The 20,356-nt window shown below is 68.0% G+C and carries 16 protein-coding genes and 7 tRNA genes; 15 read left to right on the forward strand and 8 right to left on the reverse strand.

Translation table 11 applies throughout. The annotated features are described in order from the left end of the window. Positions 1–202: 202 nt before the first annotated feature. The 7 genes from JR065_RS19210 to JR065_RS19240 form a co-directional block, all read right to left on the reverse strand. Positions 203–754, reverse strand: coding sequence for a phosphatase PAP2 family protein (locus JR065_RS19210; RefSeq protein WP_206236047.1), 552 nt, complete (start codon positions 752–754; stop codon positions 203–205). Continuing rightward, a complete protein-coding gene (locus tag JR065_RS19215; RefSeq protein ID WP_206236049.1) occupies positions 732–1,871 on the reverse strand; it encodes a glycosyltransferase family 4 protein in 1,140 nt (379 codons plus the stop codon). Before JR065_RS19215 ends, JR065_RS19210 begins: the two co-directional genes overlap by 23 nt. 245 nt (positions 1,872–2,116) lie before the next feature. Next, positions 2,117–3,643 (reverse strand): exopolyphosphatase, encoded by a 1,527-nt coding sequence (ppx, locus tag JR065_RS19220; RefSeq protein ID WP_206236050.1) that lies wholly within the window; start codon positions 3,641–3,643, stop codon positions 2,117–2,119. A gap of 53 nt (positions 3,644–3,696) precedes the next feature. Further along, positions 3,697–5,793: a polyphosphate kinase 1 gene (gene ppk1, locus JR065_RS19225; RefSeq protein WP_206236051.1), complete on the reverse strand. Its 2,097-nt coding sequence runs from the start codon at positions 5,791–5,793 to the stop codon at positions 3,697–3,699. Between the two features lie 25 nt (positions 5,794–5,818). Continuing rightward, positions 5,819–7,144 (reverse strand): phosphate regulon sensor histidine kinase PhoR, encoded by a 1,326-nt coding sequence (gene phoR, locus JR065_RS19230; protein ID WP_206236052.1) that lies wholly within the window; start codon positions 7,142–7,144, stop codon positions 5,819–5,821. Between the two features lie 61 nt (positions 7,145–7,205). After that, positions 7,206–7,895 carry a phosphate regulon transcriptional regulator PhoB gene (phoB, locus tag JR065_RS19235; RefSeq protein ID WP_206236053.1) on the reverse strand — a complete coding sequence of 230 codons (690 nt, stop codon included), beginning with the start codon at positions 7,893–7,895 and terminating at the stop codon, positions 7,206–7,208. 83 nt (positions 7,896–7,978) lie between these two features. Then, positions 7,979–9,622, reverse strand: a complete 1,644-nt coding sequence (locus tag JR065_RS19240) for a M48 family metalloprotease (RefSeq protein ID WP_241093768.1) — start codon at positions 9,620–9,622, stop codon at positions 7,979–7,981. Between the two features lie 150 nt (positions 9,623–9,772). Here JR065_RS19240 and grxC point away from each other — a divergent pair, with 150 nt between their 5' ends. The 3 genes from grxC to JR065_RS19255 all read left to right on the forward strand — a co-directional run bounded on the left by grxC (position 9,773) and on the right by JR065_RS19255 (position 11,619). After that, positions 9,773–10,084 carry a glutaredoxin 3 gene (gene grxC, locus JR065_RS19245; protein ID WP_206236054.1) on the forward strand — a complete coding sequence of 104 codons (312 nt, stop codon included), beginning with the start codon at positions 9,773–9,775 and terminating at the stop codon, positions 10,082–10,084. Next, positions 10,081–10,479 carry a carboxymuconolactone decarboxylase family protein gene (locus JR065_RS19250; protein ID WP_206236055.1) on the forward strand — a complete coding sequence of 133 codons (399 nt, stop codon included), beginning with the start codon at positions 10,081–10,083 and terminating at the stop codon, positions 10,477–10,479. Before grxC ends, JR065_RS19250 begins: the two co-directional genes overlap by 4 nt. A 132-nt stretch (positions 10,480–10,611) precedes the next feature. Next, complete coding sequence (locus JR065_RS19255; RefSeq protein WP_206236056.1) at positions 10,612–11,619, forward strand: isocitrate dehydrogenase; 1,008 nt, start codon at positions 10,612–10,614, stop codon at positions 11,617–11,619. 127 nt (positions 11,620–11,746) lie between these two features. Here the strand turns inward: JR065_RS19255 and JR065_RS19260 are convergent, their stop codons facing one another. Then, the gene (locus JR065_RS19260) at positions 11,747–12,523 is read right to left on the reverse strand and encodes a Bax inhibitor-1/YccA family protein (protein WP_241093769.1); all 777 of its coding nucleotides are present in this window, start codon (positions 12,521–12,523) and stop codon (positions 11,747–11,749) included. A 157-nt stretch (positions 12,524–12,680) separates the two neighbouring features. Here JR065_RS19260 and JR065_RS19265 point away from each other — a divergent pair. The 12 genes from JR065_RS19265 to JR065_RS19320 all read left to right on the forward strand — a co-directional run bounded on the left by JR065_RS19265 (position 12,681) and on the right by JR065_RS19320 (position 20,356). Beyond that, positions 12,681–12,757, forward strand: a tRNA-Pro gene (locus JR065_RS19265). A 44-nt stretch (positions 12,758–12,801) separates the two neighbouring features. Then, positions 12,802–12,878 (forward strand) — tRNA-Arg (locus tag JR065_RS19270). 37 nt (positions 12,879–12,915) lie between these two features. Then, positions 12,916–12,992 (forward strand) — tRNA-His (locus JR065_RS19275). A gap of 71 nt (positions 12,993–13,063) precedes the next feature. Continuing rightward, a tRNA-Lys gene (locus tag JR065_RS19280) sits at positions 13,064–13,139 on the forward strand. 88 nt (positions 13,140–13,227) lie between these two features. Further along, positions 13,228–13,312, forward strand: a tRNA-Leu gene (locus JR065_RS19285). 224 nt (positions 13,313–13,536) lie between these two features. Then, positions 13,537–14,832, forward strand: a complete 1,296-nt coding sequence (gene tig / locus JR065_RS19290; protein WP_206236057.1) for a trigger factor — start codon at positions 13,537–13,539, stop codon at positions 14,830–14,832. 167 nt (positions 14,833–14,999) lie between these two features. Beyond that, positions 15,000–15,626 carry an ATP-dependent Clp endopeptidase proteolytic subunit ClpP gene (gene clpP, locus JR065_RS19295; protein WP_206236058.1) on the forward strand — a complete coding sequence of 209 codons (627 nt, stop codon included), beginning with the start codon at positions 15,000–15,002 and terminating at the stop codon, positions 15,624–15,626. 128 nt (positions 15,627–15,754) lie between these two features. Next, positions 15,755–17,041, forward strand: coding sequence for an ATP-dependent Clp protease ATP-binding subunit ClpX (gene clpX / locus JR065_RS19300; protein ID WP_206236059.1), 1,287 nt, complete (start codon positions 15,755–15,757; stop codon positions 17,039–17,041). A gap of 167 nt (positions 17,042–17,208) precedes the next feature. Then, on the forward strand, positions 17,209–19,677 hold the full coding sequence (gene lon / locus JR065_RS19305) for an endopeptidase La (protein WP_206236061.1): 2,469 nt from the start codon (positions 17,209–17,211) through the stop codon (positions 19,675–19,677). A gap of 225 nt (positions 19,678–19,902) precedes the next feature. After that, positions 19,903–20,175: an HU family DNA-binding protein gene (locus JR065_RS19310; RefSeq protein ID WP_206236062.1), complete on the forward strand. Its 273-nt coding sequence runs from the start codon at positions 19,903–19,905 to the stop codon at positions 20,173–20,175. Between the two features lie 11 nt (positions 20,176–20,186). Then, positions 20,187–20,261: transfer RNA gene (locus JR065_RS19315), tRNA-Val, on the forward strand. Positions 20,262–20,297: 36 nt separating this feature from the next. Next, positions 20,298–20,356, forward strand: a tRNA-Asp gene (locus tag JR065_RS19320).

Consider the following 20,356-nt stretch of genomic DNA (forward strand, 5'->3'; position numbering starts at 1 on the left):
GAAGCCCCTCCTACAGAAAAGCAGCTGCGCCTGAGCCGCAAAAAAAAGCTGCTTTTTCTAAAAAAAGCGGCCCTTTTTGCATCAAATCGCTTGACATCGATTTGCCCCGGGACATCATCCTGCCGTCCCGAGTCCCGAGTCCCGAGTCCCGAGTCCCGAGTCCCGAGTCCCGAGTCCCGAGTCCCGAGTCCCGAGTCCCGATTCACCCAAGCAGCGCCGAAATCGGCAACACCCACAGCGACACGCCGGCCAGCGCCGCGCCGATCGCGGTGGCGGCAAGCACGTCGCTGGGATAGTGCAGCCCCAGCACCACGCGCGACAGCGCGACGCAGGCGATGAACGGCACCAGCAGCGGCGCCAGCCACGGGTAGTAGGCCAGCGCGACGATGCCGAAGGACACCGCATGCAGCGTGTGCCCGGAAGGGAAACTGAACTCGTCCAACGGCGCGACCCAGGCGCGGATGCGCAGGTCCGCCGCGTACGGGCGCGGGCGCCGCGTCCAGCGCTTCAGGCCCTTGTACAGGCTCAGCGCGACCACGCCGGTGGCGGCCATGTGCGCCGAGGCGTAGACGCCGTCCATGCCGTCGCACACCACCAGCAGGGTCATCAGCGAGTACCAGAACACGCCGTCGCCGAGCCGGCTGATCATCGCGAAGAAGCGCCGGACCGAACGCCGCCGGCACCAGTGATTGGCGCGCCGGCACCAGCGCGCTTCGTGGCCGTGCCAGACCTCAAGCCGCGTGGACGGTGGCATGCGCCCTCCTGCTCAGTACCAGTTCGCTCAGCAGCGCGTCGAAGTCGGCCACCACCTGCTCCGGGCGCAGCCGCTTCATCGCCGCGCAGGCCGCTTCGCCCATGCGCTGGCGCAGCGCGTCGTCGCCGGCCAGGCGCACCGCGGCGGCGATGAAGCCGGCATCGTCGTTCACCGCCGCGCCGTTGACGCCGTCGCGCAGGTATTCGCGCGCCGCGCCGTAGTCGAATGCCACCGCGGCCACGCCGCTGGCCATCGCCTCCAGGGTGACGTTGCCGAAGGTCTCGCTGCGGCTGGGGAACAGGAACAGGTCGCCGCTGGCGAAGTGCCGCGCCAGCGCATCGCCGCGCTGGATGCCGCAGAAGATGAAGTCGGGATTCTCGTGCGCCAGGCGCTCGCGCATCGGGCCGTCGCCGACCCACACGAAGCGCGCCTTCGGCCGCACCTGCTGCAGTTGCCGGAACGCGCGCACCGCCAGCGGCAGGTTCTTTTCCGAGGCGATGCGGCCCACGTACAGCGCCGCGAAGCCGTGCCCGTCGATGCCCCACTCCTCGCGCAGCTGCGGGTCGCGGCGCTGCGGATCGAACTGCAGGCTGTCCACCGCGCGCGCCAGCAGGCGCACGCGTTCGAAGCCCTGTCCGGTGAGGAAGTCCTGCAGCTCGCGGGTCGGCACCAGGGTCGCGTCGGCCTGGTTGTGGAAGCGCCGCATCCAGCGCAGCGCGGTGGCCTGCAGCCAGGCCGCGCCGTACTCGGGCAGGTATTCGTCGAAGCGGGTGTGGAAGCCGGTCGCCACCGGGATGCCAAGCCGCCGCGCCGCGCGCAGCGCCGACCAGCCCAGCGGGCCCTCGGTGGCGATGTACACCGCATCCGGCGGCGCGGCCTGCCAGTGGCGGCTCAGGCGGCGGGTAGCGGGCAGGCCGAATTTCAGCCCGGGATAGCGCGGCAGCGAGGCGCCGCGGACCAGCAGCGGGTCGTCGTTGCCCTGGTCGCCGGCCTGGCGCGGACGCACCACGTCGACCTGGTGGCCGCGCGCGCGCAGCCCGATCTCCAGACCCTGCACGGTCAGCGCGACGCCGTTGACCTCCGGGGGGTATGTCTCGGTGACGATCGCGTAGCGCATGTGCAGGCTCCGGTTTGTGCCATCTTGGCCGGAGGCAATGAAGCGATCATGTCCAGCAGATGTAGGGAAGATGACGCCGGCAACAGGCGTTTAGCTGCGCTTGGGCCATCGGCCTCGACTAGCGTCGCGGCCGCAACCCGATTTTCGCCAAGCGCGCATGACCTCTCAGGCCCCGCAGCCGTAACCGGCCACGCGACGCGGCATGCTTTTCCGAGTCCCGAGTCCCGAGTCCCCAGTCCCGGCCCTCAGGCCACGAACGGCCTGAAGTTGATCCCCAGCCCGGCCATGCCCTCGATCTCGCCGATCAGGTCGGCGCGCTGCAGCGGCCGCGACTCGATCCACGGCTGCGACAGGATCAGGCTCAGGTCGTTGCCGTTGGCCTTCAGTTCCAGCGTCGGGATCGGGTCGGGCTCGTGCGCGCGATGCAGCAGCACCGCCAGCCGCAGCAGCGCGGCCTTGCGCTTGGCGCTGAGCAGCAGGCGGTCGGGCAGGGCGTCGAACGCGGTCTTGGGCACGTTGCGGCGATGGGTGCGCACCAGCGCCGCCAGCACCTGCTGTTCCTGCCGCGAGAAACCGGCGATGTCCGAGTGTTCCAGCACGTAGGCGCCGTGCACGTGGTACTGGCTGTGCGCGATCACCTGGCCCAGCTCGTGCAGGCGCGCGGCCCAGCCGAGCATGCGCCCGTCGTCGGCGTCCAGCGCCCACTCCTGCGCGACCTGTTCGAACAGCGCCATCGCGGTGGCCTGTACGCGCGTGGCCTGCGCCTCGTCGATGCCGTAGCGCAGGGTCAGCGCGGCGACCGCGGCGTCGCGCGGATCGTTCTCGCCGCCGCGGCCGAGCATGTCGTAGAGGATGCCTTCGCGCATGGCGGCCTTGCTCACCATCAGGCGCTGCAGGCCCAGCGCCTGGAACGCGGCTTCCAGCACCAGCACGCCGCCGGCGATGATCGGCCGGCGGTCGGCCGACAGGCCGGGCAGGTCGATGTCCTCGATGCTCTTGGCCAGCAACAGGCGTTCGCGCAGCTGCGGCAGGGCCTCGGCGGTGATCGCGCCCTTGGTCAGCTTCATCGCCGCGCAGATCTCGCCGATCGCCTTGTGCGTGCCGGAGGAACCCAGCGCCTCGTCCCAGCCCAGCGTGCGGTACAGCCCGGCGAACTGCTGGAACTCGGCGCCGATCTCGGTCAGCGCGTCCTTCCACTTCTTCTTCGACAGCTTGCCGTTGGGGAAGAAGCGGCGCGTGCTGGCGATGCAGCCGGCCTGCAGGCTTTCGCGTTCCAGGGTATGGAAGCCGCGGCCGATGATGAACTCGGTGGAGCCGCCGCCGATGTCGATCACCAGGCGCTTCTGCTCCGGCTTGGGCGGCTGCGCGTGCGCCACGCCCAGGTAGATCAGCCGCGCTTCCTCGCGTCCGCTGACCACCTCGATCGGATGGCCCAATGCGGTCTCGCCGGGGATCAGGAACGCCTGCGGCGAACGCAGCTGGCGCACGGTGTTGGTGGCCAGCGCGCGCACGCGCTGCGAGGGCACGTCGCGGATGCGCTGGCCGAAGCGCGCCAGGCATTCGAGCGCGCGCTGCCGCGCTTCGGCCGACAATCCGCCCTTGGCGTCGAGGCCGTCGGCCATGCGCACCGTCTCGCGCAGGCGGTCGACCACCCGCAGCTGCCCGAGCTGGTACCGCGCGACCACCATGTGGAAACTGTTGGAACCCAGGTCGACCGCGGCCAGCAGGTCGCCATCGCGCAACGGCGTAAACGTCGGGGAGATCGAAGGCATGTGCGGAATGGTAGCCGATGGACGGTGCGCGCACCGTCCTGGCGCCGACCAGTCTACAGACCGTCCAGCAACGCCAGCTGCGCCGAATGCGGCGGCTGGTCCTGGCCGGGGGTCAGCTTGCGGTAGTTGCCGCTGGCGTCCAGCTCCCACGCGTTGAGGTTGTCTTCCAGATAGTTCTTCAGCACTTCGCGGTGGATGCGCTGGATCAGCGCCGGGTCCAGGATCGGGAAGCAGGTCTCCACGCGGCGCAGCAGGTTGCGTTCCAGCCAGTCGGCGCTGGCGCAGAACAGCTCCGGCGCGCCGTCGTTGCCGAACCAGTAGACGCGGCTGTGCTCGAGGAAGCGGCCGACGATGGAGCGCACGCGGATGTTGTCCGACACGCCGGGCACGCCCGGGCGCAGCGTGCACGCGCCGCGCACGATCAGGTCGATCTTGACCCCGGCCTGCGAGGCGGCATACAACGCGCGGATCACCTGCGGTTCGTTGAGCGCGTTCATCTTGGCGATGATGCGGCCCGGGCGCCCGGCCGCGGCCAGCTTGGTCTCGCGCTCGATCCGTTGCAGCAGGCCCGGATGCAGGGTGAAGGGCGATTGCAGCAGGCGCTTGAGGCGGATCTTCGGCGCCAGCCCGGACAGCTGCTGGAACAGCAGGTGCACGTCGTTGCCGATGTCCGCGTCGGCGGTGATCAGGCTCAGGTCGGTGTAGGCGCGCGCGGTGCCGCTGTGGTAGTTGCCGGTGCCCAGGTGCACGTAGCGGCGCAGCTTGCGGCCTTCGCGGCGCACGATCAGCAGCATCTTGGCGTGGGTCTTGTAGCCGACCACGCCGTATACCACCTGCACCCCGGCTTCCTGCAGGCGGTCGGCCAGGCCGAGGTTGGCCTCTTCGTCGAAGCGCGCGCGCAGCTCCACCACCACGGTCACGTCCTTGCCGTTGCGCGCGGCCAGCACCAGCGCATCGACGATGCCCGAGTCCTTGCCGGTGCGGTACAGGGTCTGCTTGATCGCCAGCACCTGCGGGTCGATCGCGGCCTGCTTGATCAGGTCGAGCACCGCGGTGAACGCGTCGAACGGATGATGCAGCAGGATGTCGCCGGCCGCGGCGACCTCGAAGATGCCCTCGCTGTCGCGCAGCGTGCGCGGGTTCATCGACGGGTACTTCAGGTCCGGGCGCTGCACCAGGTCGTAGACCTGGTTGACCCGGCTCAGGTTGACCGGGCCGTTGATGCGGTAGACCGCGTTCTCCGGCAGCGCGAAGTTCTGCAGCAGGGTGCGCATGATCGACTTCGGGCAATCCTCGGCGATCTCCAGCCGCACCGCCGGCCGGTAGCCGCGGTTGACCAGTTCGTCGCGCAGCGCCAGCGCCAGGTTCTCCACTTCCTCCTCGTCCACCACCAGCTCGGAATTGCGGGTGACGCGGAACTGGTAGGAGCCCATCACTTCCATGCCCGGGAACAGCTCGTCGACGAAGGTCGACAGCACCGAGGACAGGAACACGAAGCTCTGCCCGCCTTCGGACAGGCTCGCCGGCAGCTGGATGATGCGCGGCAGCGAGCGCGGCGCGCGCACGATCGCCAGGTGGCCGACGCGCCCGAACGCGTCCACGCCCTTGAGCACCACCACGATGTTCAGCGACTTGTTGAGGATCTTCGGGAACGGGTGCGCCGGGTCCAGGCCCAGCGGCGACAGCACCGGCATGATCTCGTTGCGGAAGTACGCGCGCAGCCAGCGCTTCTGCCGCGGGTTCCACGACTGCCGGCCGAGCACGCCGATGCCGGCATCCTTCAGCGCCGGGCGCAGCACTTCGTTCCAGCAGCGGTACTGCTGGTCCACCAACTGCGCGGCGCGGTCGTGGATGGAGTTGAGGATCGCGCTGGAACTGAGCCCGTCCGGCGCCGGCGGCAGGCCGAACTCCAGGGCGTGGCGCACGGTGGCGGCGCGGATCTCGAAGAACTCGTCCAGGTTGGTGCAGGAGATGCACAGGAAGCGCAGCCGCTCCAGCAGCGGCACCTGCGGGTCCTGCGCCTGCGCCAGCACGCGGAAATTGAAATCCAGCTGCGACAGTTCGCGGTTGAGGTACAGGGACGGCTCGCGCAGCGGATCGACGGGCAGGTCCGGTGGCGGGGTGGGCGGCAGGGCGGCGGCGCGTGGCATGGGTTTACTCTTCGGCATTATTGCGTCAAGCGGAAGTCAGGGTGGCATGGTCGTGGCGCGGATGCACGCGGCCGGCGCCGAAATGGCAGGAGAACGTGCTGCCCTTGCCGACTTCGCTGTCGATGTCCAGCCGCGCCTGATGCAGGCCCAGCACGTGCTTGACGATCGACAGGCCCAGGCCGGTGCCGCCGCTTTCGCGCGAGCGGCTGCTGGACACGCGGTAGAAGCGTTCGGTGATGCGCGGCAGGTGGTGCGCCGGGATGCCGTAGCCGCTGTCGCGCACCGACAGCACCGCGCCGTCGCCTTCGCGGGCGAAGGTGATGGTCACCGTGCCGCCGGCCGGGGTGTAGCGCACCGCGTTGGTGACCAGGTTGGAGAACGCGCTGTGCAGTTCCTTGTTGGAACCGAGCAGGTCGCAGCCGGCCTCGTCGTGCACCTCGATGCTGTGCCGGCCCTGGCTGTGCGCCTCGGCCTCGCGGCGCAGCGTCGCCAGCATCGGCGCCATCGCGATGGTCTCCTCGCTGGCGTGTTCCTGCGATTCCAGCCGCGACAGGGTCAGCAGGTCCTCGACCAGCTGGGTCATGCGCTGGGACTGCTTGCGCATCTCGGCGATCATCGGCCCGGAATCGGGGAAGTCCTCCGGGTCGAGCATGTCCAGGTAGCCGTGCACCACGGTCAGCGGCGTGCGCAGTTCGTGCGAGACGTTGGCGACGAAGTCGCGGCGGACCTGCTCCAGCTGCAGCAGCTTGCTGACGTCGCGCGCGACCAGCAGCCAGTAGTCGTCCGAATAGGGGATCAGGCGCAGGTTCAGGCGCAGGCGCTCGTCCAGCGGCGAGGGCGTGTCCAGCATCGGTTCGGCGTTGCGTCCGCCGGCCAGCCAGTGCGCCAGCGGCATCGGCTGCAGCCGCGCCACCACCGGCGCGCCCAGGTCGCCGGGATGGCGCAGCCCCAGCAGCGTGCCGGCGGCCTCGTTGAACCACTGGATGCGCTGGCTGTTGCGGTCCACCACCACCACCGCGTCCGGCAGCGCGGCGGCGGCGGCGCGATAGGCGCGCAGCATGTCCAGCAGGCGCCGCTTGCGCGTGCGCATCTCCGCCTGGCTGCGGTACAGCAGGCGGTCCAGCTCGTTCCACACGCCGGTGCCGGCCGGCGGCTCCCAGCGCTGGCGCGCGGTCAGCCGGCGCAGCACCCGGCGCAGCCGCCAGTAGTGCCAGCTCATCACCGCCAGCGAGGCCAGCGTCAGCGCCATCCACACGTGGCCGCCGAGCCAGCCGGCGAGCACCGCCAGCAGCAGCAACACGGCGAGGGTGCCGAGGGTCTTGAACCAGGCCGAACGGATGTGGCGGGGCATCGGGAATCGCGCACTCTGTCGCAGGGAAGCCGTCCGCCGTTTATAGCAGGCCGGCAGGGGCTCAGATCGAGGAAGAGAAGCGGTAGCCCGAGCCGCGCACGGTCTGCACCATGTTCTCGACCGCGAACGGCTCCAGGGTCTTGCGCAGGCGGCGGATGTGCACGTCGATGGTGCGCTCCTCGACGTAGACGCTGCCGCCCCACACGTGGTCGAGCAGCTGCGCGCGGCTGTACACGCGCTCGGGATGGGTCATGAAGAAATGCAGCAGGCGGTATTCGGTCGGGCCGATCGGCACCGGCGCATCGCCGGCGAACACCCGGTGCGCGGCGCCGTCGATGCGCAGCGCGCCCACCGAGACGCTGCCGTCCTCGTCGTCGTCGCGGGTACGGCGCATCACCGCGCGGATCCGCGCCAGCAGCTCGCGCGCCGAGAACGGCTTGACCACGTAGTCGTCCACGCCCGCTTCCAGCCCGCCGACCCGGTCGTTCTCTTCGCCGCGCGCGGTGAGCATGATGATCGGCACCTCGCGGGTCATCGCGTCCTTGCGCCAGCGCCGCGCCAGTTCCAGGCCGCTGGTGCCGGGCAGCATCCAGTCCAGCAGGATCAGGTCCGGGACGCGGTCGGCGATGGAGGTCTGCGCCTCGCGCGCGTCGCCGGCATGCACGGGTTCGAAATCGCCCTTGCGCAGGGCGAACGCCACCATGTCGCGGATGGCGGGTTCGTCGTCGACGATCAGGATGCGTTTCTGCACGACGGCACCGTGGTACTGGGAAGGGAGGGTGCCAGTAGACTACGGTTTTATTACGCTTGGATGACGCCTGCCATGCGGAGGTTTCAGCGCCGTTGCATGTCCGGGTCCTGGATGCCCTGGCGGCGCAGCTCCAGCACCGTCGGCGTGATCGTGGCGATACGCGCGTCGATGCGCGCGCGCGCCACGTAGTCCAGGTCCTCGCGCTTCTTCAGGTTCTGCAGCTGGATCAGCGCCTGCTCCGGACGCCCGTTCAGGTAGGCGACCTCGGCATAGGCTTCGCCGGCGCGGTTGCCGTCGCCGGCCAGCTCGCAGGCGCGGGCGAAGGTCTGCTGGAACACCGGGTCGTCGCCGGCGCCGCCGAACAGCGGCCGCAGCACGGCCTGCGCGCGCTGGGCGGCGTCGCGTCCGCCGCGCTCGTTGAGCGTGCCGGCGTAGCTCAGCGCCACCGCGCGGTTGCTCGGCAGGCGCTTGAGCAGGGCCTCGAAGCGCTGGTCGGCCTGCTGCCTGCGCCCGGCGCGCGACTCGGCCTCGGCGACCGCCAAACCCAGCCACCAGTTGTCCGGGTGGGCGTCGAGCAGCGCTTCCAGGGTCTGCAGCGCCTCCTGCGCGCCGCCGCCGCCACGCAGCCGGGCCAGCGCCAGGCCGTAGCGCTGGGCGTCGCTGAGCCCGGACTTGCGGCCCTGGCGCAGGCCCTCGTATTCGCGGATCGCCTCGGCCGGGGTATTGGCGCTGAGCACGCGCAGCCGCTCCCGCGCCCAGTCGAACTGGCCGCTGGCGCCGCGCGAATAGGTGTCGAACGGCAACTGCAGGGTGCCGGGCAGCAGCGGGTTGCCGGTCGCGCCCAGCGGCTGGCTCAGCGACACGTCGTTCGGGTCGACCCGCTCCTGCAAGGTGCCGCCGGGCACGCTGGTGGTCAGCAGCACGGTGTCCTTCTTCATCCGCGCCGCGCGTTGCCGCGCCTCGCTGATGCGGGTGGTGGTGACCGGGTGGGTCATCAGGTAGTCGGGGGTGCTGTAGCCGCCCTGGTTGCCGCGCATCGCCAGCGACATCCGCTCGAAGAAGCCGGCCATCGCGTCGACGTCGTAGCCGCTGCGTTCCAGGGTGCGGATGCCCAGGCGGTCGGCCTCGGACTCGTTGCTGCGGGTGTAGTCGATCTGCCGCTGCTGCATCAGTCCCAGGCCGCTGGCGATCGCCGCCTGGGTGGCGTCGCCGCTGGAGCGGCCGCCGGCCTGCTGCGCGGCCACCACCGCGGCCAGCATGCCGAGCAGGATCGGCACCTGGTCGCGCTGCGCCCGTTCCACGCCGCGCAGCACGTGCTGCTGGGTGATGTGCGCGATCTCGTGCGACAGCACCGCGGCCACCTCGTCCTCGCGCTCGGCGGTCAGCACCAGGCCGGCGTTGACCGCCACGTAGCCGCCGAGGGTGGCGAAGGCGTTGATCTGGCGGTCGCGCAGCATGAAGAACGTGTACTTCTGCTGCGGCTGGTCGCTGTTGGCGCCCAGCCGCGTGCCCATGGTCTGCAGCCAGTCGTCGATCAGCGGGTCTTCCAGCACGTAGCCGTAGTTGCGCAGCTCGGCCAGCATCATCTTGCCGTACTCGGCCTGGCGCGCCGGGGTCAGCAGTTCGCCGGCCGAGGAGCCGATGTCGGGCAGCTTGTTCTCCTGGGCGGGCGCCACCGCGGCGGCGACGGCCAGGGTGATCGCGGTGGCAAGCGGCAGCAGGCGCAAGGAGGGCTCCGGAGCAGGGCAGGTGCGGCAGGGCCGCCGGTTCAGGGCGGGTGAATCGCGGTTAATCCGCAGTGTTGCGGCGGCGGCCTCGAAAATCCAGCCGCCCGCTACCATAGTGGCTTGGACCTCTTTCAACGCGTGGAGTTTCCCGTGGACAACCAGCAAGCCGATGCCGGCCAGGCCGGCGGCCCCCCGATCATCCTGTACTCCACCGCGATCTGCCCGTATTGCGTGGCCGCCAAGAACTTCCTCAAGAGCAAGGGCCGCAGCTGGACCGAGGTGCGCATCGACCTGGACCCGGCCGAGCGCGAGAAGATGGTGGCGCGCGCGCGCCGCACCAGCGTGCCGCAGATCTTCGTCGGCGACACCCATGTCGGCGGCTACGACGACATGATGGCGCTGCACCGCGCCGGCAAGCTGGAGCCGCTGCTGAACGGGCAGGCAGCCGGGGACCCGGCATGAGCGAGGAGCAGGGCGGGGGCCAGGACCGGGTGCGCGAGTTCACCGAGTTCCGCCAGCGCATGAACCAGCGCATCCTGGCCGAGCCGAACCAGGTGGTGCGGCGCTTCTTCGCGCTCGATACGCAGACCTACCAGGCCGGCGCGCTGGACGTGAAGACCAAGGAGCTGCTCGGCCTGGTCGCCTCGCTGGTGCTGCGCTGCGACGACTGCATCAGCTACCACGTGGCGCAGTGCAAGGAGGCCGGGGTGGAGCGCGACGAGTTCTTCGAGACGTTCTCGGTCGGCCTGGTGGTCGGCGGTTCGATCGTGATCCCGCACCTGCGCCGCGCGGTGGATTTCCTCGACCGCCTGGAGGCCGGCGACGCCGCCGCGCCGGCCGGCCACGACCACGGCTGAGGGCCGCGCCGGCGCCCGGCCGGTTTGGGCCGCCCGGCCGGATCGGGCATAATTGCGCCACAAACCTTCTCTTACGCGCCGCAATCCGGGCTGCCGGCCGGCGTTTCCCCCTCAGTTCGGAATCCCAATCAAATGACGCAGACAATCACGGTCATCCGTGGCGATGGCATCGGCCCGGAGATCATGGACGCCACCTTGTTCGTGCTCGACGCGCTGAACGCTGGCCTGACCTACGAATACGCCGACGCCGGCCTGGTCGCGCTGGAAAAGCACGGCGACCTGCTGCCCGCCACGACCCTGGATTCGATCCGCAAGAACAAGGTGGCGCTGAAGAGCCCGCTGACCACGCCGGTGGGCGAGGGCTTCAGCTCGATCAACGTGGCCATGCGCCGCCAGTTCGACCTGTACGCCAACGTGCGCCCGGCCAAGTCGTTCCCGAACACCAAGTCGCGCTTCGGCGACGGCGTGGACCTGATCACCGTGCGCGAGAACACCGAAGGCGCGTACCTGAGCGAGGGTCAGGAAGTGTCGGCCGACGGCGAGACCGCGGTGTCGATGGCCAAGGTGACCCGCAAGGGTTCCGAGCGCATCGTCCGCTACGCCTTCGAGCTGGCCCGCGCCACCGGCCGCAAGAAGGTCACCGCGGTGCACAAGGCCAACATCATCAAGTCGACCTCGGGCCTGTTCCTGAAGGTCGCGCGCGAAGTGGCGGCGAACTACCCGGAGATCGAGTTCCAGGAAATGATCGTCGACAACGCCTGCATGCAGCTGGTGATGCGGCCGGAGCAGTTCGACATCATCGTCACCACCAACCTGTTCGGCGACATCCTGTCGGACCTGTGCGCCGGCCTGGTCGGCGGCCTGGGCCTGGCCCCGGGCGCGAACATCGGCGTGGACGCGGCGATCTTCGAAGCGGTGCACGGCTCGGCCCCGGACATCGCCGGGCAGGGCAAGGCCAACCCGTGCGCGCTGCTGCTCGGCGCGGCGCAGCTGCTCGACCACATCGGCCAGCCGCAGAACGCCGAGCGCCTGCGCAAGGCCATCGTCGCCACGCTGGAGGCCAAGGACGGGCTGACCCCGGACCTGGGCGGCAGCGGCAACACCATGGGCTTCGCCAAGGCCATCGCCACCCGCCTGTAATCCAGCGCGTGGAAAACAGAAAAGGGCGCCGCGAGGCGCCCTTTTCGTTGCCGGACAGGACCGGGACTGCGAAGCTTTCCGAGTCCCGAGTCCCGAGTCCCGAGTCCCGCTCAGTTCCGAGTCCCGCTCAGTTCCGCGACTGCAGCTTCGACAGCAACCGCAGGAACTCCACGTACAGCCACACCAGCGTGACCATCAGCCCGAACGCGCCGTACCACTCCATGTACTTCGGCGCGCCCTGTTCCACGCCGGTCTCGATGAAGTCGAAGTCCAGCACCAGGTTCAGCGCCGCCACCACCACCACGAACAGGCTGAACAGGATGCCGACCGTGCCGGAGGCATGGATGAAGGGGATCTGGATGTTGAAGAACCCCAGCACGATCGTCGCCAGGTAGACCAGGGCGATGCCGCCGGTGGCCGCGACCACGCCGAGCTTGAAGTTCTCGGTGGCCTTGATCAGCCCGGTGCGGTAGGCGAACAGCAGCGCGAACAGGGTGCCGAAGGTCAGCAGCACCGCCTGCAGCACGATGCCGTTGAAGCGCACCTCGTACATCGCCGAGATCGAGCCGAGGAAGAAGCCTTCCACCAGCGCATACAGCGGCGCGGTGACCGGCGCCCAGGTCTTCTTGAACGTGGTGATCAGCGCCAGGATGAAGCCGCCGATGGCACCGCCCAGCACGTAGCCGATCATGCCCGGCGCGACGACCTCCTTGCCGGCCGCATCGACCGACAGCGACTGGCTCCAGGCGAATGCGGCGGTCAGCACGGTCAGCAACAGCAGGATGCCGGTCTTGTTGACGGTGCCGTTCAGGGTCATCGCCTGGCTGTCGCGCGAGACCACCGCGCCGCTGCCCAGGTCGAGGAACGTGGAGTCCTTCAAGGCGGGATTGCCGCTGCGAATCATGCTGTTTCTCCCTGTAAATAAGATGGAATCGGCGTTGTCGGCCGCAAGCGCAGAGCATAGCGCAAGCGCCGGTGGCGAAGGTTGTCGTTGACACCGGCGCCCCAGCTTCCCACAATAGCCGACCTTTCCGGCCCTGTGTCGCGAGGGTTTGTTCCGCCGGGGTATAGCGCAGTCTGGTAGCGCGCCTGCTTTGGGAGCAGGATGTCGGGGGTTCGAATCCCTCTACCCCGACCAATCCGATATCCAATGGCGGAGAGGAATGCGACAATCCGGCCCGGGCGCCCGTAGCTCAACCGGATAGAGCACCGGCCTTCTAAGCCGGCGGTTACAGGTTCGATTCCTGTCGGGCGCGCCATCACCGGCGCCGGACGGGACGTTGCAAAGCTTCAATGGTGGCTGTAGCTCAGTTGGTTAGAGTACTGGATTGTGATTCCAGATGTCGGGGGTTCGAGTCCCCTCAGCCACCCCAATTCGCGTCATCCCCGTTCGCGGGGCTTGCAGTAGGATGATTGACCGCATACACTATGCGACCAGTTTTCGGGGCCGTTAGCTCAGTTGGTAGAGCAGTTGACTCTTAATCAATAGGTCCAAGGTTCGAATCCTTGACGGCCCACCAAACAGAAGGCACCTGCTCCGGCAGGTGCCTTTTTCTTTGCTGGCAGGCCTGCAACAATGTGCCGGCACAGGCGCTCCGGGCGCTCGATGCGAAAGTGGCGGAATTGGTAGACGCCCTGGTTTTAGGTACCAGTGCCGCAAGGCGTAGGGGTTCGAGTCCCCTCTTTCGCACCATTCAGGTCTGCGCCGGCGGCTTCGCACGCGTCGCACGCGCCACGCGACCCGGCGCCGATACAGCGGCCCTCCGGGCCGGCGCTACGCCCTTGCCCCGCGCCGCTGGCAGGCGCCGCCGGAATCGGCGAAACTATCCGGCTGCGGCGGCCGTGCGTGCCCGCGTAAACCCGTATCTTCTATATCGTGCCGAGAGCCGTTTCGGGCTCCCGGTGGCAGGAGTCCACATGCAAGCTTCGATCGAAACCACCGGTACCCTGGAACGGCGCCTGACTTTCACCCTGCCGGAGGATCGCCTGCAAACCCATATCGGCGGGCGCCTGCGCGAGGTCGCGCGCACCGCGCGGATCAAGGGTTTCCGTCCCGGCAAGATCCCGGCCAAGGTGATCGAGCAGCGCTTCGGCCCGCAGATCCGCGCCGAGGCGATGGACGGCCTGCTGCGCGAGACCTTCGACTCGGCGGTGCGCGAGCATTCGCTGCGCCTGGCCGGCAACCCGCGCATCGACCGCGCCGGCGACAGCGAGCTCGAGTTCGTCGCCACCTTCGAAGTGGTGCCGGACTTCGGCGACATCGACGTGTCCACGCTGCAGGTGACCCGCCACACCGCCGAGGTCACCGAGGCGGACATCGAGCAGATGATCGAGAACCTGCGCCTGCAGCGCCGCACCTGGCAGCCCGCCGGGCGTCCGGCGCAGGAAGGCGACCTGGTGACGCTGGAGACCTGGTCGCAGGCCGGCGACGAGCGCCTGCCCGCCGAGGGCGTGGAGAAGGGCAGCAGCGTGATCGGCTCCGGGGTGATGTTCCCGGCGATCGAGCAGGGCCTGGTCGGCCTGTCCAAGGACGAGGAAAAGACGCTGACGGTCGATTTCCCGGCCGACTGGCGCGTGCCGCAGCTGGCCGGCAAGCAGGTCCAGGTGCACGTCAAGGCGGTCGAAGTGGCCGCGCCAGTGCTGCCGGAGGTCGACAAGGACTTCATCAAGAGCTTCGGTGTGAAGAGCGGCGACGCCGAGCAGTTCCGCAAGGACATCCGCGTCAACCTGGAGCGCGAGCTCAAGGGCGCGCTGATGAACCGCCTGCGCCGCGAGGTCGGCGAGCAGCTGATCGCCGCCTACGCGTCGGTCGAGATGCCGCCGCGGCTGGTCGAGAACGAGGCGCGTTCGATGCTGGCGCAGCAGGTCGAGCAGCTGCGCCGCAGCGGCCGCAACCCCGGCGAAGTGCCCGCCGACGCCCACCAGGGCTTCATGGACGCGGCGCGCAAGCGCGTGCTGGTCGGCCTGCTGGTCGGCGAGGTGGCGCGCCGCAACGAGCTGCGCCTGGACCCGAAGCGGGTCACCGAGACCCTGCGCCTGATCGCCTCGACCTACGAAGAGCCCGAGCAGGTCATTGAGATGTACCGCAACGATCCCCAATTGATGGGAGGACTGCAGAGTCGGGTGATGGAAGAGCAGGTGATCGACTGGATCGCCGAGCGCGCCCAGCACACCGAACAGGCGATGACGTTCCAGGACGCCATCCGGCAGTAAGGCGAGTCCTTCGCTAGAGCCCGCACGTTCCGTGTGCGGGGATTCAGGTAAGGCGAGTCCCTCGCAAGAGCCCGCACATCCGTGTGCGGGGATTCAGAAAGGCGAGTCCCTCGCAAGAGCCCGCACATCCGTGTGCGGGGATTCAACTAATCAGTAGGAGTTCCCGCGTGGACAATGTGACCAAGGCGTTGAATCTGGTTCCGATGGTGGTCGAGCAGACCAGCCGCGGCGAGCGCGCCTACGACATCTATTCGCGTCTGTTGAAGGAGCGGCTGATCTTCCTGGTCGGCCCGATCGACGACCACATGGCCAACGTGGTCGTCGCCCAGCTGCTGTTCCTGGAAGCGGACAATCCGGAAAAGGACATCAGCATCTACATCAACTCGCCGGGCGGCGTGGTCACCGCCGGCATGGCGATCTACGACACCATGCAGTACATCAAGCCGGACGTGAGCACGATCTGCGTCGGCCAGGCCGCCAGCATGGGCGCGCTGCTGCTGGCCTCGGGCGCGGCCGGCAAGCGCTACGCGCTGCCGAACTCGCGGGTGATGATCCACCAGCCGCTGGGCGGCTTCCAGGGCCAGGCCACCGACATCGACATCCACGCGCGCGAGATCCTGACCCTGCGCGCGCGGCTGAACGAGATCCTGGCCAAGCACACCGGCCAGTCGCTGGAGACCATCGCCCGCGACACCGAACGCGACAACTTCAAGAGCTCCGTCGATGCCCAGGCCTACGGCCTCATCGACCAGGTGCTGGAACGCCGTCCGGAAGAGTCCATCCAGCCGGCATAAGGCTTGCATGTACTGCAAAACGTGGCGTATTCCGCAGGGCCGGGGTCGGGCTAGCGTCCTCCCGGCCCTGTGCTATTCTCGAAATCGAACCCCCGTTCATCGGGTGGGGTAACTGGGTAAGCGAAGCAATGAGCGAAGACCGGCAAGGCCGTTCCGGCGACAGCAACAAGATTCTCTACTGCTCGTTCTGCGGCAAGAGTCAACACGAGGTCCGTAAGCTGATCGCCGGGCCCAGCGTGTTCATCTGCGATGAATGCGTCGAGCTGTGCAACGACATCATCCGCGAGGAACTCGAGGAGAAGGCGCAATCGGCACGCAGCAGCCTGCCCAAGCCCAAGGAAATCCTCGAGGTGCTGGACCAGTACGTGATCGGGCAGCTGCGCGCCAAGCGCACGCTCGCCGTGGCCGTGTACAACCACTACAAGCGCATCGAGAGCCGTCAGAAGAATGACGAGGTCGAGCTCGCCAAGTCCAACATCCTGCTGGTCGGGCCGACCGGCTCGGGCAAGACGCTGCTGGCCGAGACCCTGGCGCGGCTGCTGAACGTGCCGTTCACCATCGCCGACGCGACCACGCTGACCGAAGCCGGTTACGTGGGCGAGGACGTGGAGAACATCATCCAGAAGCTGCTGCAGAAGTGCGACTACGACGTCGAGAAGGCGCAGCAGGGCATCGTCTACATCGACGAGATCGACAAGATCTCGCGCAAGAGCGAGAACCCGTCGATCACCCGCGACGTGTCCGGCGAAGGCGTGCAGCAGGCGCTGCTGAAGCTGATCGAAGGCACCGTGGCCTCGGTGCCGCCGCAGGGCGGGCGCAAGCATCCGCAGCAGGAGTTCCTGCAGGTGGACACCAAGAACATCCTGTTCATCTGCGGCGGCGCGTTCGCCGGGCTGGACAAGGTGATCCAGCAGCGTTCCAACGACGCCGGCGGCATCGGCTTCGGCGCCAAGGTCAAGAGCAGCGAGCGCAAGCAGGAAGTCGGCAAGATCCTGGCCGAGGTGGAGCCGGAGGACCTGATCAAGTTCGGCCTGATCCCCGAGTTCGTCGGCCGCCTGCCGGTGGTCGCCACCCTCGAGGAGCTGGACGAGCCGGCGCTGATCAAGATCCTGACCGAGCCGAAGAACGCGATCACCAAGCAGTTCAAGAAGCTGTTCGAGATGGAGAGCGTGGAGCTGGAGTTCCGTCCGGACGCGCTGTCGGCGATCGCGCGCAAGGCGCTCAAGCGCAAGACCGGCGCGCGCGGCCTGCGCACCATCGTCGAGTCGGTGCTGCTGGACACCATGTACGAGCTGCCGTCGCAGGAAAACGTCAGCAAGGTGGTGGTGGACGAGTCGGTGATCGAGCACAAGTCCGAGCCGTACCTGATCTACCAGACCCCGCCGGCGCCGCCGAAGGTCGCCTCCGCCGAGTGAAGCGGAGGTGACGCCGGAGGACCGCGTCCGCGTGCCTCCCGGAGCCAGCTAAGCGGTTGAAACCAAAGGGGCTTGTCCGGTCCCCTTGCATCGTCCAGCCGATGGCCCCATAACGGGGCCATCGGCATTTTTATGCCCCGCAAACCGCATCCCACATCGGAGCCCTCATGGCCCAGTCCAAATCCGAAGTCCTCGATCTGCCGGTCCTGCCGCTGCGCGACGTCGTGGTCTTCCCGCACATGGTCATCCCGTTGTTCGTCGGCCGCGACAAGTCCATGCGCGCGCTCGAGCACGCGATGGAAGCCGACAAGCGCATCCTGCTGGTCGCGCAGAAGTCCGCCGAAACCGACGACCCGGTGGCCGCCGACCTGTACAACGTCGGCACGCTGGCGCAGGTGCTGCAACTGCTGAAGCTGCCCGACGGCACCATCAAGGTGCTGGTCGAAGGCCTGTCGCGCGTGAGCGTGGACAAGGTGGTCGAGCGCGACGGCGCGCTGCAGGGCGAAGGCAGCGAGATCGACGCCGCCGAATCGCGCGAGGAGCGCGAGGTCGAGGCGATCGCGCGCTCGCTGATGTCGCTGTTCGAGCAGTACGTCAAGACCAACCGCAAGCTGCCGCCGGAACTGCTGCAGACCCTGTCCGGCATCGACGAGCCCGGCCGCCTGGCCGACACCATCGCCGCGCACATCGGCGTGCGCCTGTCCGACAAGCAGCGCCTGCTGGAGACGCTGGAAGTCGGCGAGCGCCTGGAGATGCTGGTCGGCCTGGTCGACGGCGAGATCGACGTGCAGCAGCTGGAGAAGCGCATCCGCGGCCGGGTCAAGTCGCAGATGGAGAAGAGCCAGCGCGAGTACTACCTCAACGAGCAGATGAAGGCGATCCAGAAGGAACTGGGCGACCTCGACGACGCGCCGGGCGAGCTGGAGGAACTGGCGCGCAAGGTCGCCGAGGCCGGCATGCCCAAGGCGGTGGAGACCAAGGCCAAGGCCGAGCTCAACAAGCTCAAGCAGATGTCGCCGATGTCCGCCGAGGCGGCGGTGGTGCGCAACTACCTGGACTGGCTGCTCGGCGTGCCGTGGAACAAGCGCAGCAAGGTGCGCAAGGACCTGAAGGTCGCGCAGGAGACCCTGGACGCGGACCATTACGGCCTGGACAAGGTCAAGGAACGCATCCTCGAGTACCTCGCGGTGCAATCGCGGGTCAAGCAGATGAAGGGCCCGATCCTGTGCCTGGTCGGCCCGCCCGGCGTGGGCAAGACCTCGCTCGGCCAGTCGATCGCCAAGGCGACCAACCGCAAGTTCGTGCGCATGTCGCTCGGCGGCGTGCGCGACGAGGCGGAGATCCGCGGGCATCGCCGCACCTACGTGGGCTCCATGCCGGGCCGCATCGTGCAGAACCTCAACAAGGTCGGCAGCAAGAACCCGCTGTTCGTGCTCGACGAGATCGACAAGATGTCGATGGACTTCCGCGGCGATCCCTCGTCGGCGCTGCTGGAAGTGCTCGATCCGGAGCAGAACAACGCGTTCAACGACCACTACCTGGAAGTGGACCTGGACCTGTCCGAAGTGATGTTCGTGGCCACGTCCAACTCGCTGAACATCCCCGGGCCGCTGCTCGACCGCATGGAGGTGATCCGCATCCCGGGTTACACCGAGGACGAGAAGCTCAACATCGCCATGCGCTACCTGGTGCCCAAGCAGTTGAAGGCCAACGGCCTGAAGGGCAACGAGCTGGAGATCGCCTCCGACGCGATCGCCGACATCGTGCGCTACTACACCCGCGAATCGGGCGTGCGCAACCTGGAACGCGAGATCGCCAAGATCTGCCGCAAGGTGGTCAAGGAGATCGCGCTGGCCGGGCCGCTGGCGGTGCCGGCCAAGAAGGCGGCGCCGAAGAAGGGCGCCATCGCGCGCAAGGAGAAGCCGCGGGTCAGCGTCAACGGCAAGAACCTGGACAAGTACCTGGGTGTGCGCCGCTTCGATTTCGGTCGCGCCGAGGAGCAGAACGAGGTCGGCTTGGTCACCGGGCTGGCGTGGACCGAGGTCGGCGGCGACCTGCTGCAGATCGAATCGACGCTGGTCCCGGGCAAGGGCGCGGTGATCCTGACCGGCCAGCTCGGCGACGTGATGAAGGAATCGGCGTCGGCGGCGCTGTCGGTGGTGCGCTCGCGCGCCGAGGTGCTCGGCATCGAGGTCGACTTCCTGCAGAAGCACGACGTGCATCTGCACGTGCCCGATGGCGCCACGCCCAAGGACGGCCCCAGCGCGGGCATCGCGATGGTGACGTCGCTGGTGTCGATGCTGACCAAGGTGCCGGTCAAGGCCGACGTGGCGATGACCGGCGAGATCACCCTGCGCGGGCGCGTGTCGGCGATCGGCGGGCTGAAGGAGAAGCTGCTGGCGGCGCTGCGCGGCGGCATCCGCACGGTGATCATCCCGGAGGAGAATCGCAAGGACCTGTCGGACATTCCGGACAACGTGACCCGCGATCTGAAGATCGTGCCGGTGAAGTGGATCGACGAAGTGCTGGATCTGGCGCTGGAGCGCCCGCTCGGTCCGAAGGCGCCCGCCAACGGCGAGCAGGCGCCGGCGCGGCGCAAGTCCAAAGCATCCTCGACCGCGCGCGTCAAGCACTGAAACGTCCTGAACCGCGGCCGCGCTATCGGCCGAAACCCGCGTCATTGCTGGCTTTTCAGCTTGCGCGGGTGCAGGGCCGCTGGTATAAAAGCACGACTTGCGAGCACCGCAACAGGGCGTGCTTGGTAGTAAGTGTCCATCGGGGCCTCGCTCAGCGAGGCGGGTTCAGCCCACGTCCCGATCCTCAATTTCGCGGTTTTCTGCCGCACACGGAGTCACTAAGAAATGAATAAAGCCGAATTGATCGACTGCATCGCCGCCGCTGCGGATATCTCCAAGGCTGAAGCCGGCCGCGCCGTCGACGCCGTCGTGTCCGAAGTCACCAAGGCGCTGAAGAAGGGCGACAGCGTGACGCTGGTGGGCTTCGGTACCTTCCAGGTGCGCGACCGTGCCGAGCGTACCGGCCGCAACCCGAAGACCGGCGACTCGATCAAGATCGCGGCCTCGAAGAATCCGACCTTCAAGGCTGGCAAAGCGCTGAAGGATGCCGTAAACTAATCGACTCGCTAGGGTGCTTAGCTCAGCGGTAGAGCGTCTCCTTTACACGGAGAGGGTCGGGGGTTCGAAACCCTCAGCACCCACCAGAGCACCGAGCGACAAGTTTCAAAACGCGGAGTGGTAGTTCAGTCGGTTAGAATGCTGGCCTGTCACGCCGGAGGTCGCGGGTTCGAGTCCCGTC

It is taken from the genome of Xanthomonas sp. (assembly GCF_017163755.1).
GTDB lineage: Bacteria > Pseudomonadota > Gammaproteobacteria > Xanthomonadales > Xanthomonadaceae > Xanthomonas_A.

Coding starts and splice junctions, on each gene's coding strand:
- JR065_RS19210 (WP_206236047.1), bottom strand. CDS start 754: ATGCCACCGTCCACGCGGCTTGAGGTCTGGCACGGCCACGAAGCGCGC.
- JR065_RS19215 (WP_206236049.1), bottom strand. CDS start 1,871: ATGCGCTACGCGATCGTCACCGAGACATACCCCCCGGAGGTCAACGGC.
- ppx (WP_206236050.1), bottom strand. CDS start 3,643: ATGCCTTCGATCTCCCCGACGTTTACGCCGTTGCGCGATGGCGACCTG.
- ppk1 (WP_206236051.1), bottom strand. CDS start 5,793: ATGCCACGCGCCGCCGCCCTGCCGCCCACCCCGCCACCGGACCTGCCC.
- phoR (WP_206236052.1), bottom strand. CDS start 7,144: ATGCCCCGCCACATCCGTTCGGCCTGGTTCAAGACCCTCGGCACCCTC.
- JR065_RS19250 (WP_206236055.1), top strand. CDS start 10,081: ATGAGCGAGGAGCAGGGCGGGGGCCAGGACCGGGTGCGCGAGTTCACC.
- JR065_RS19255 (WP_206236056.1), top strand. CDS start 10,612: ATGACGCAGACAATCACGGTCATCCGTGGCGATGGCATCGGCCCGGAG.
- JR065_RS19260 (WP_241093769.1), bottom strand. CDS start 12,523: ATGATTCGCAGCGGCAATCCCGCCTTGAAGGACTCCACGTTCCTCGAC.
- tig (WP_206236057.1), top strand. CDS start 13,537: ATGCAAGCTTCGATCGAAACCACCGGTACCCTGGAACGGCGCCTGACT.
- clpX (WP_206236059.1), top strand. CDS start 15,755: ATGAGCGAAGACCGGCAAGGCCGTTCCGGCGACAGCAACAAGATTCTC.
- lon (WP_206236061.1), top strand. CDS start 17,209: ATGGCCCAGTCCAAATCCGAAGTCCTCGATCTGCCGGTCCTGCCGCTG.
- JR065_RS19310 (WP_206236062.1), top strand. CDS start 19,903: ATGAATAAAGCCGAATTGATCGACTGCATCGCCGCCGCTGCGGATATC.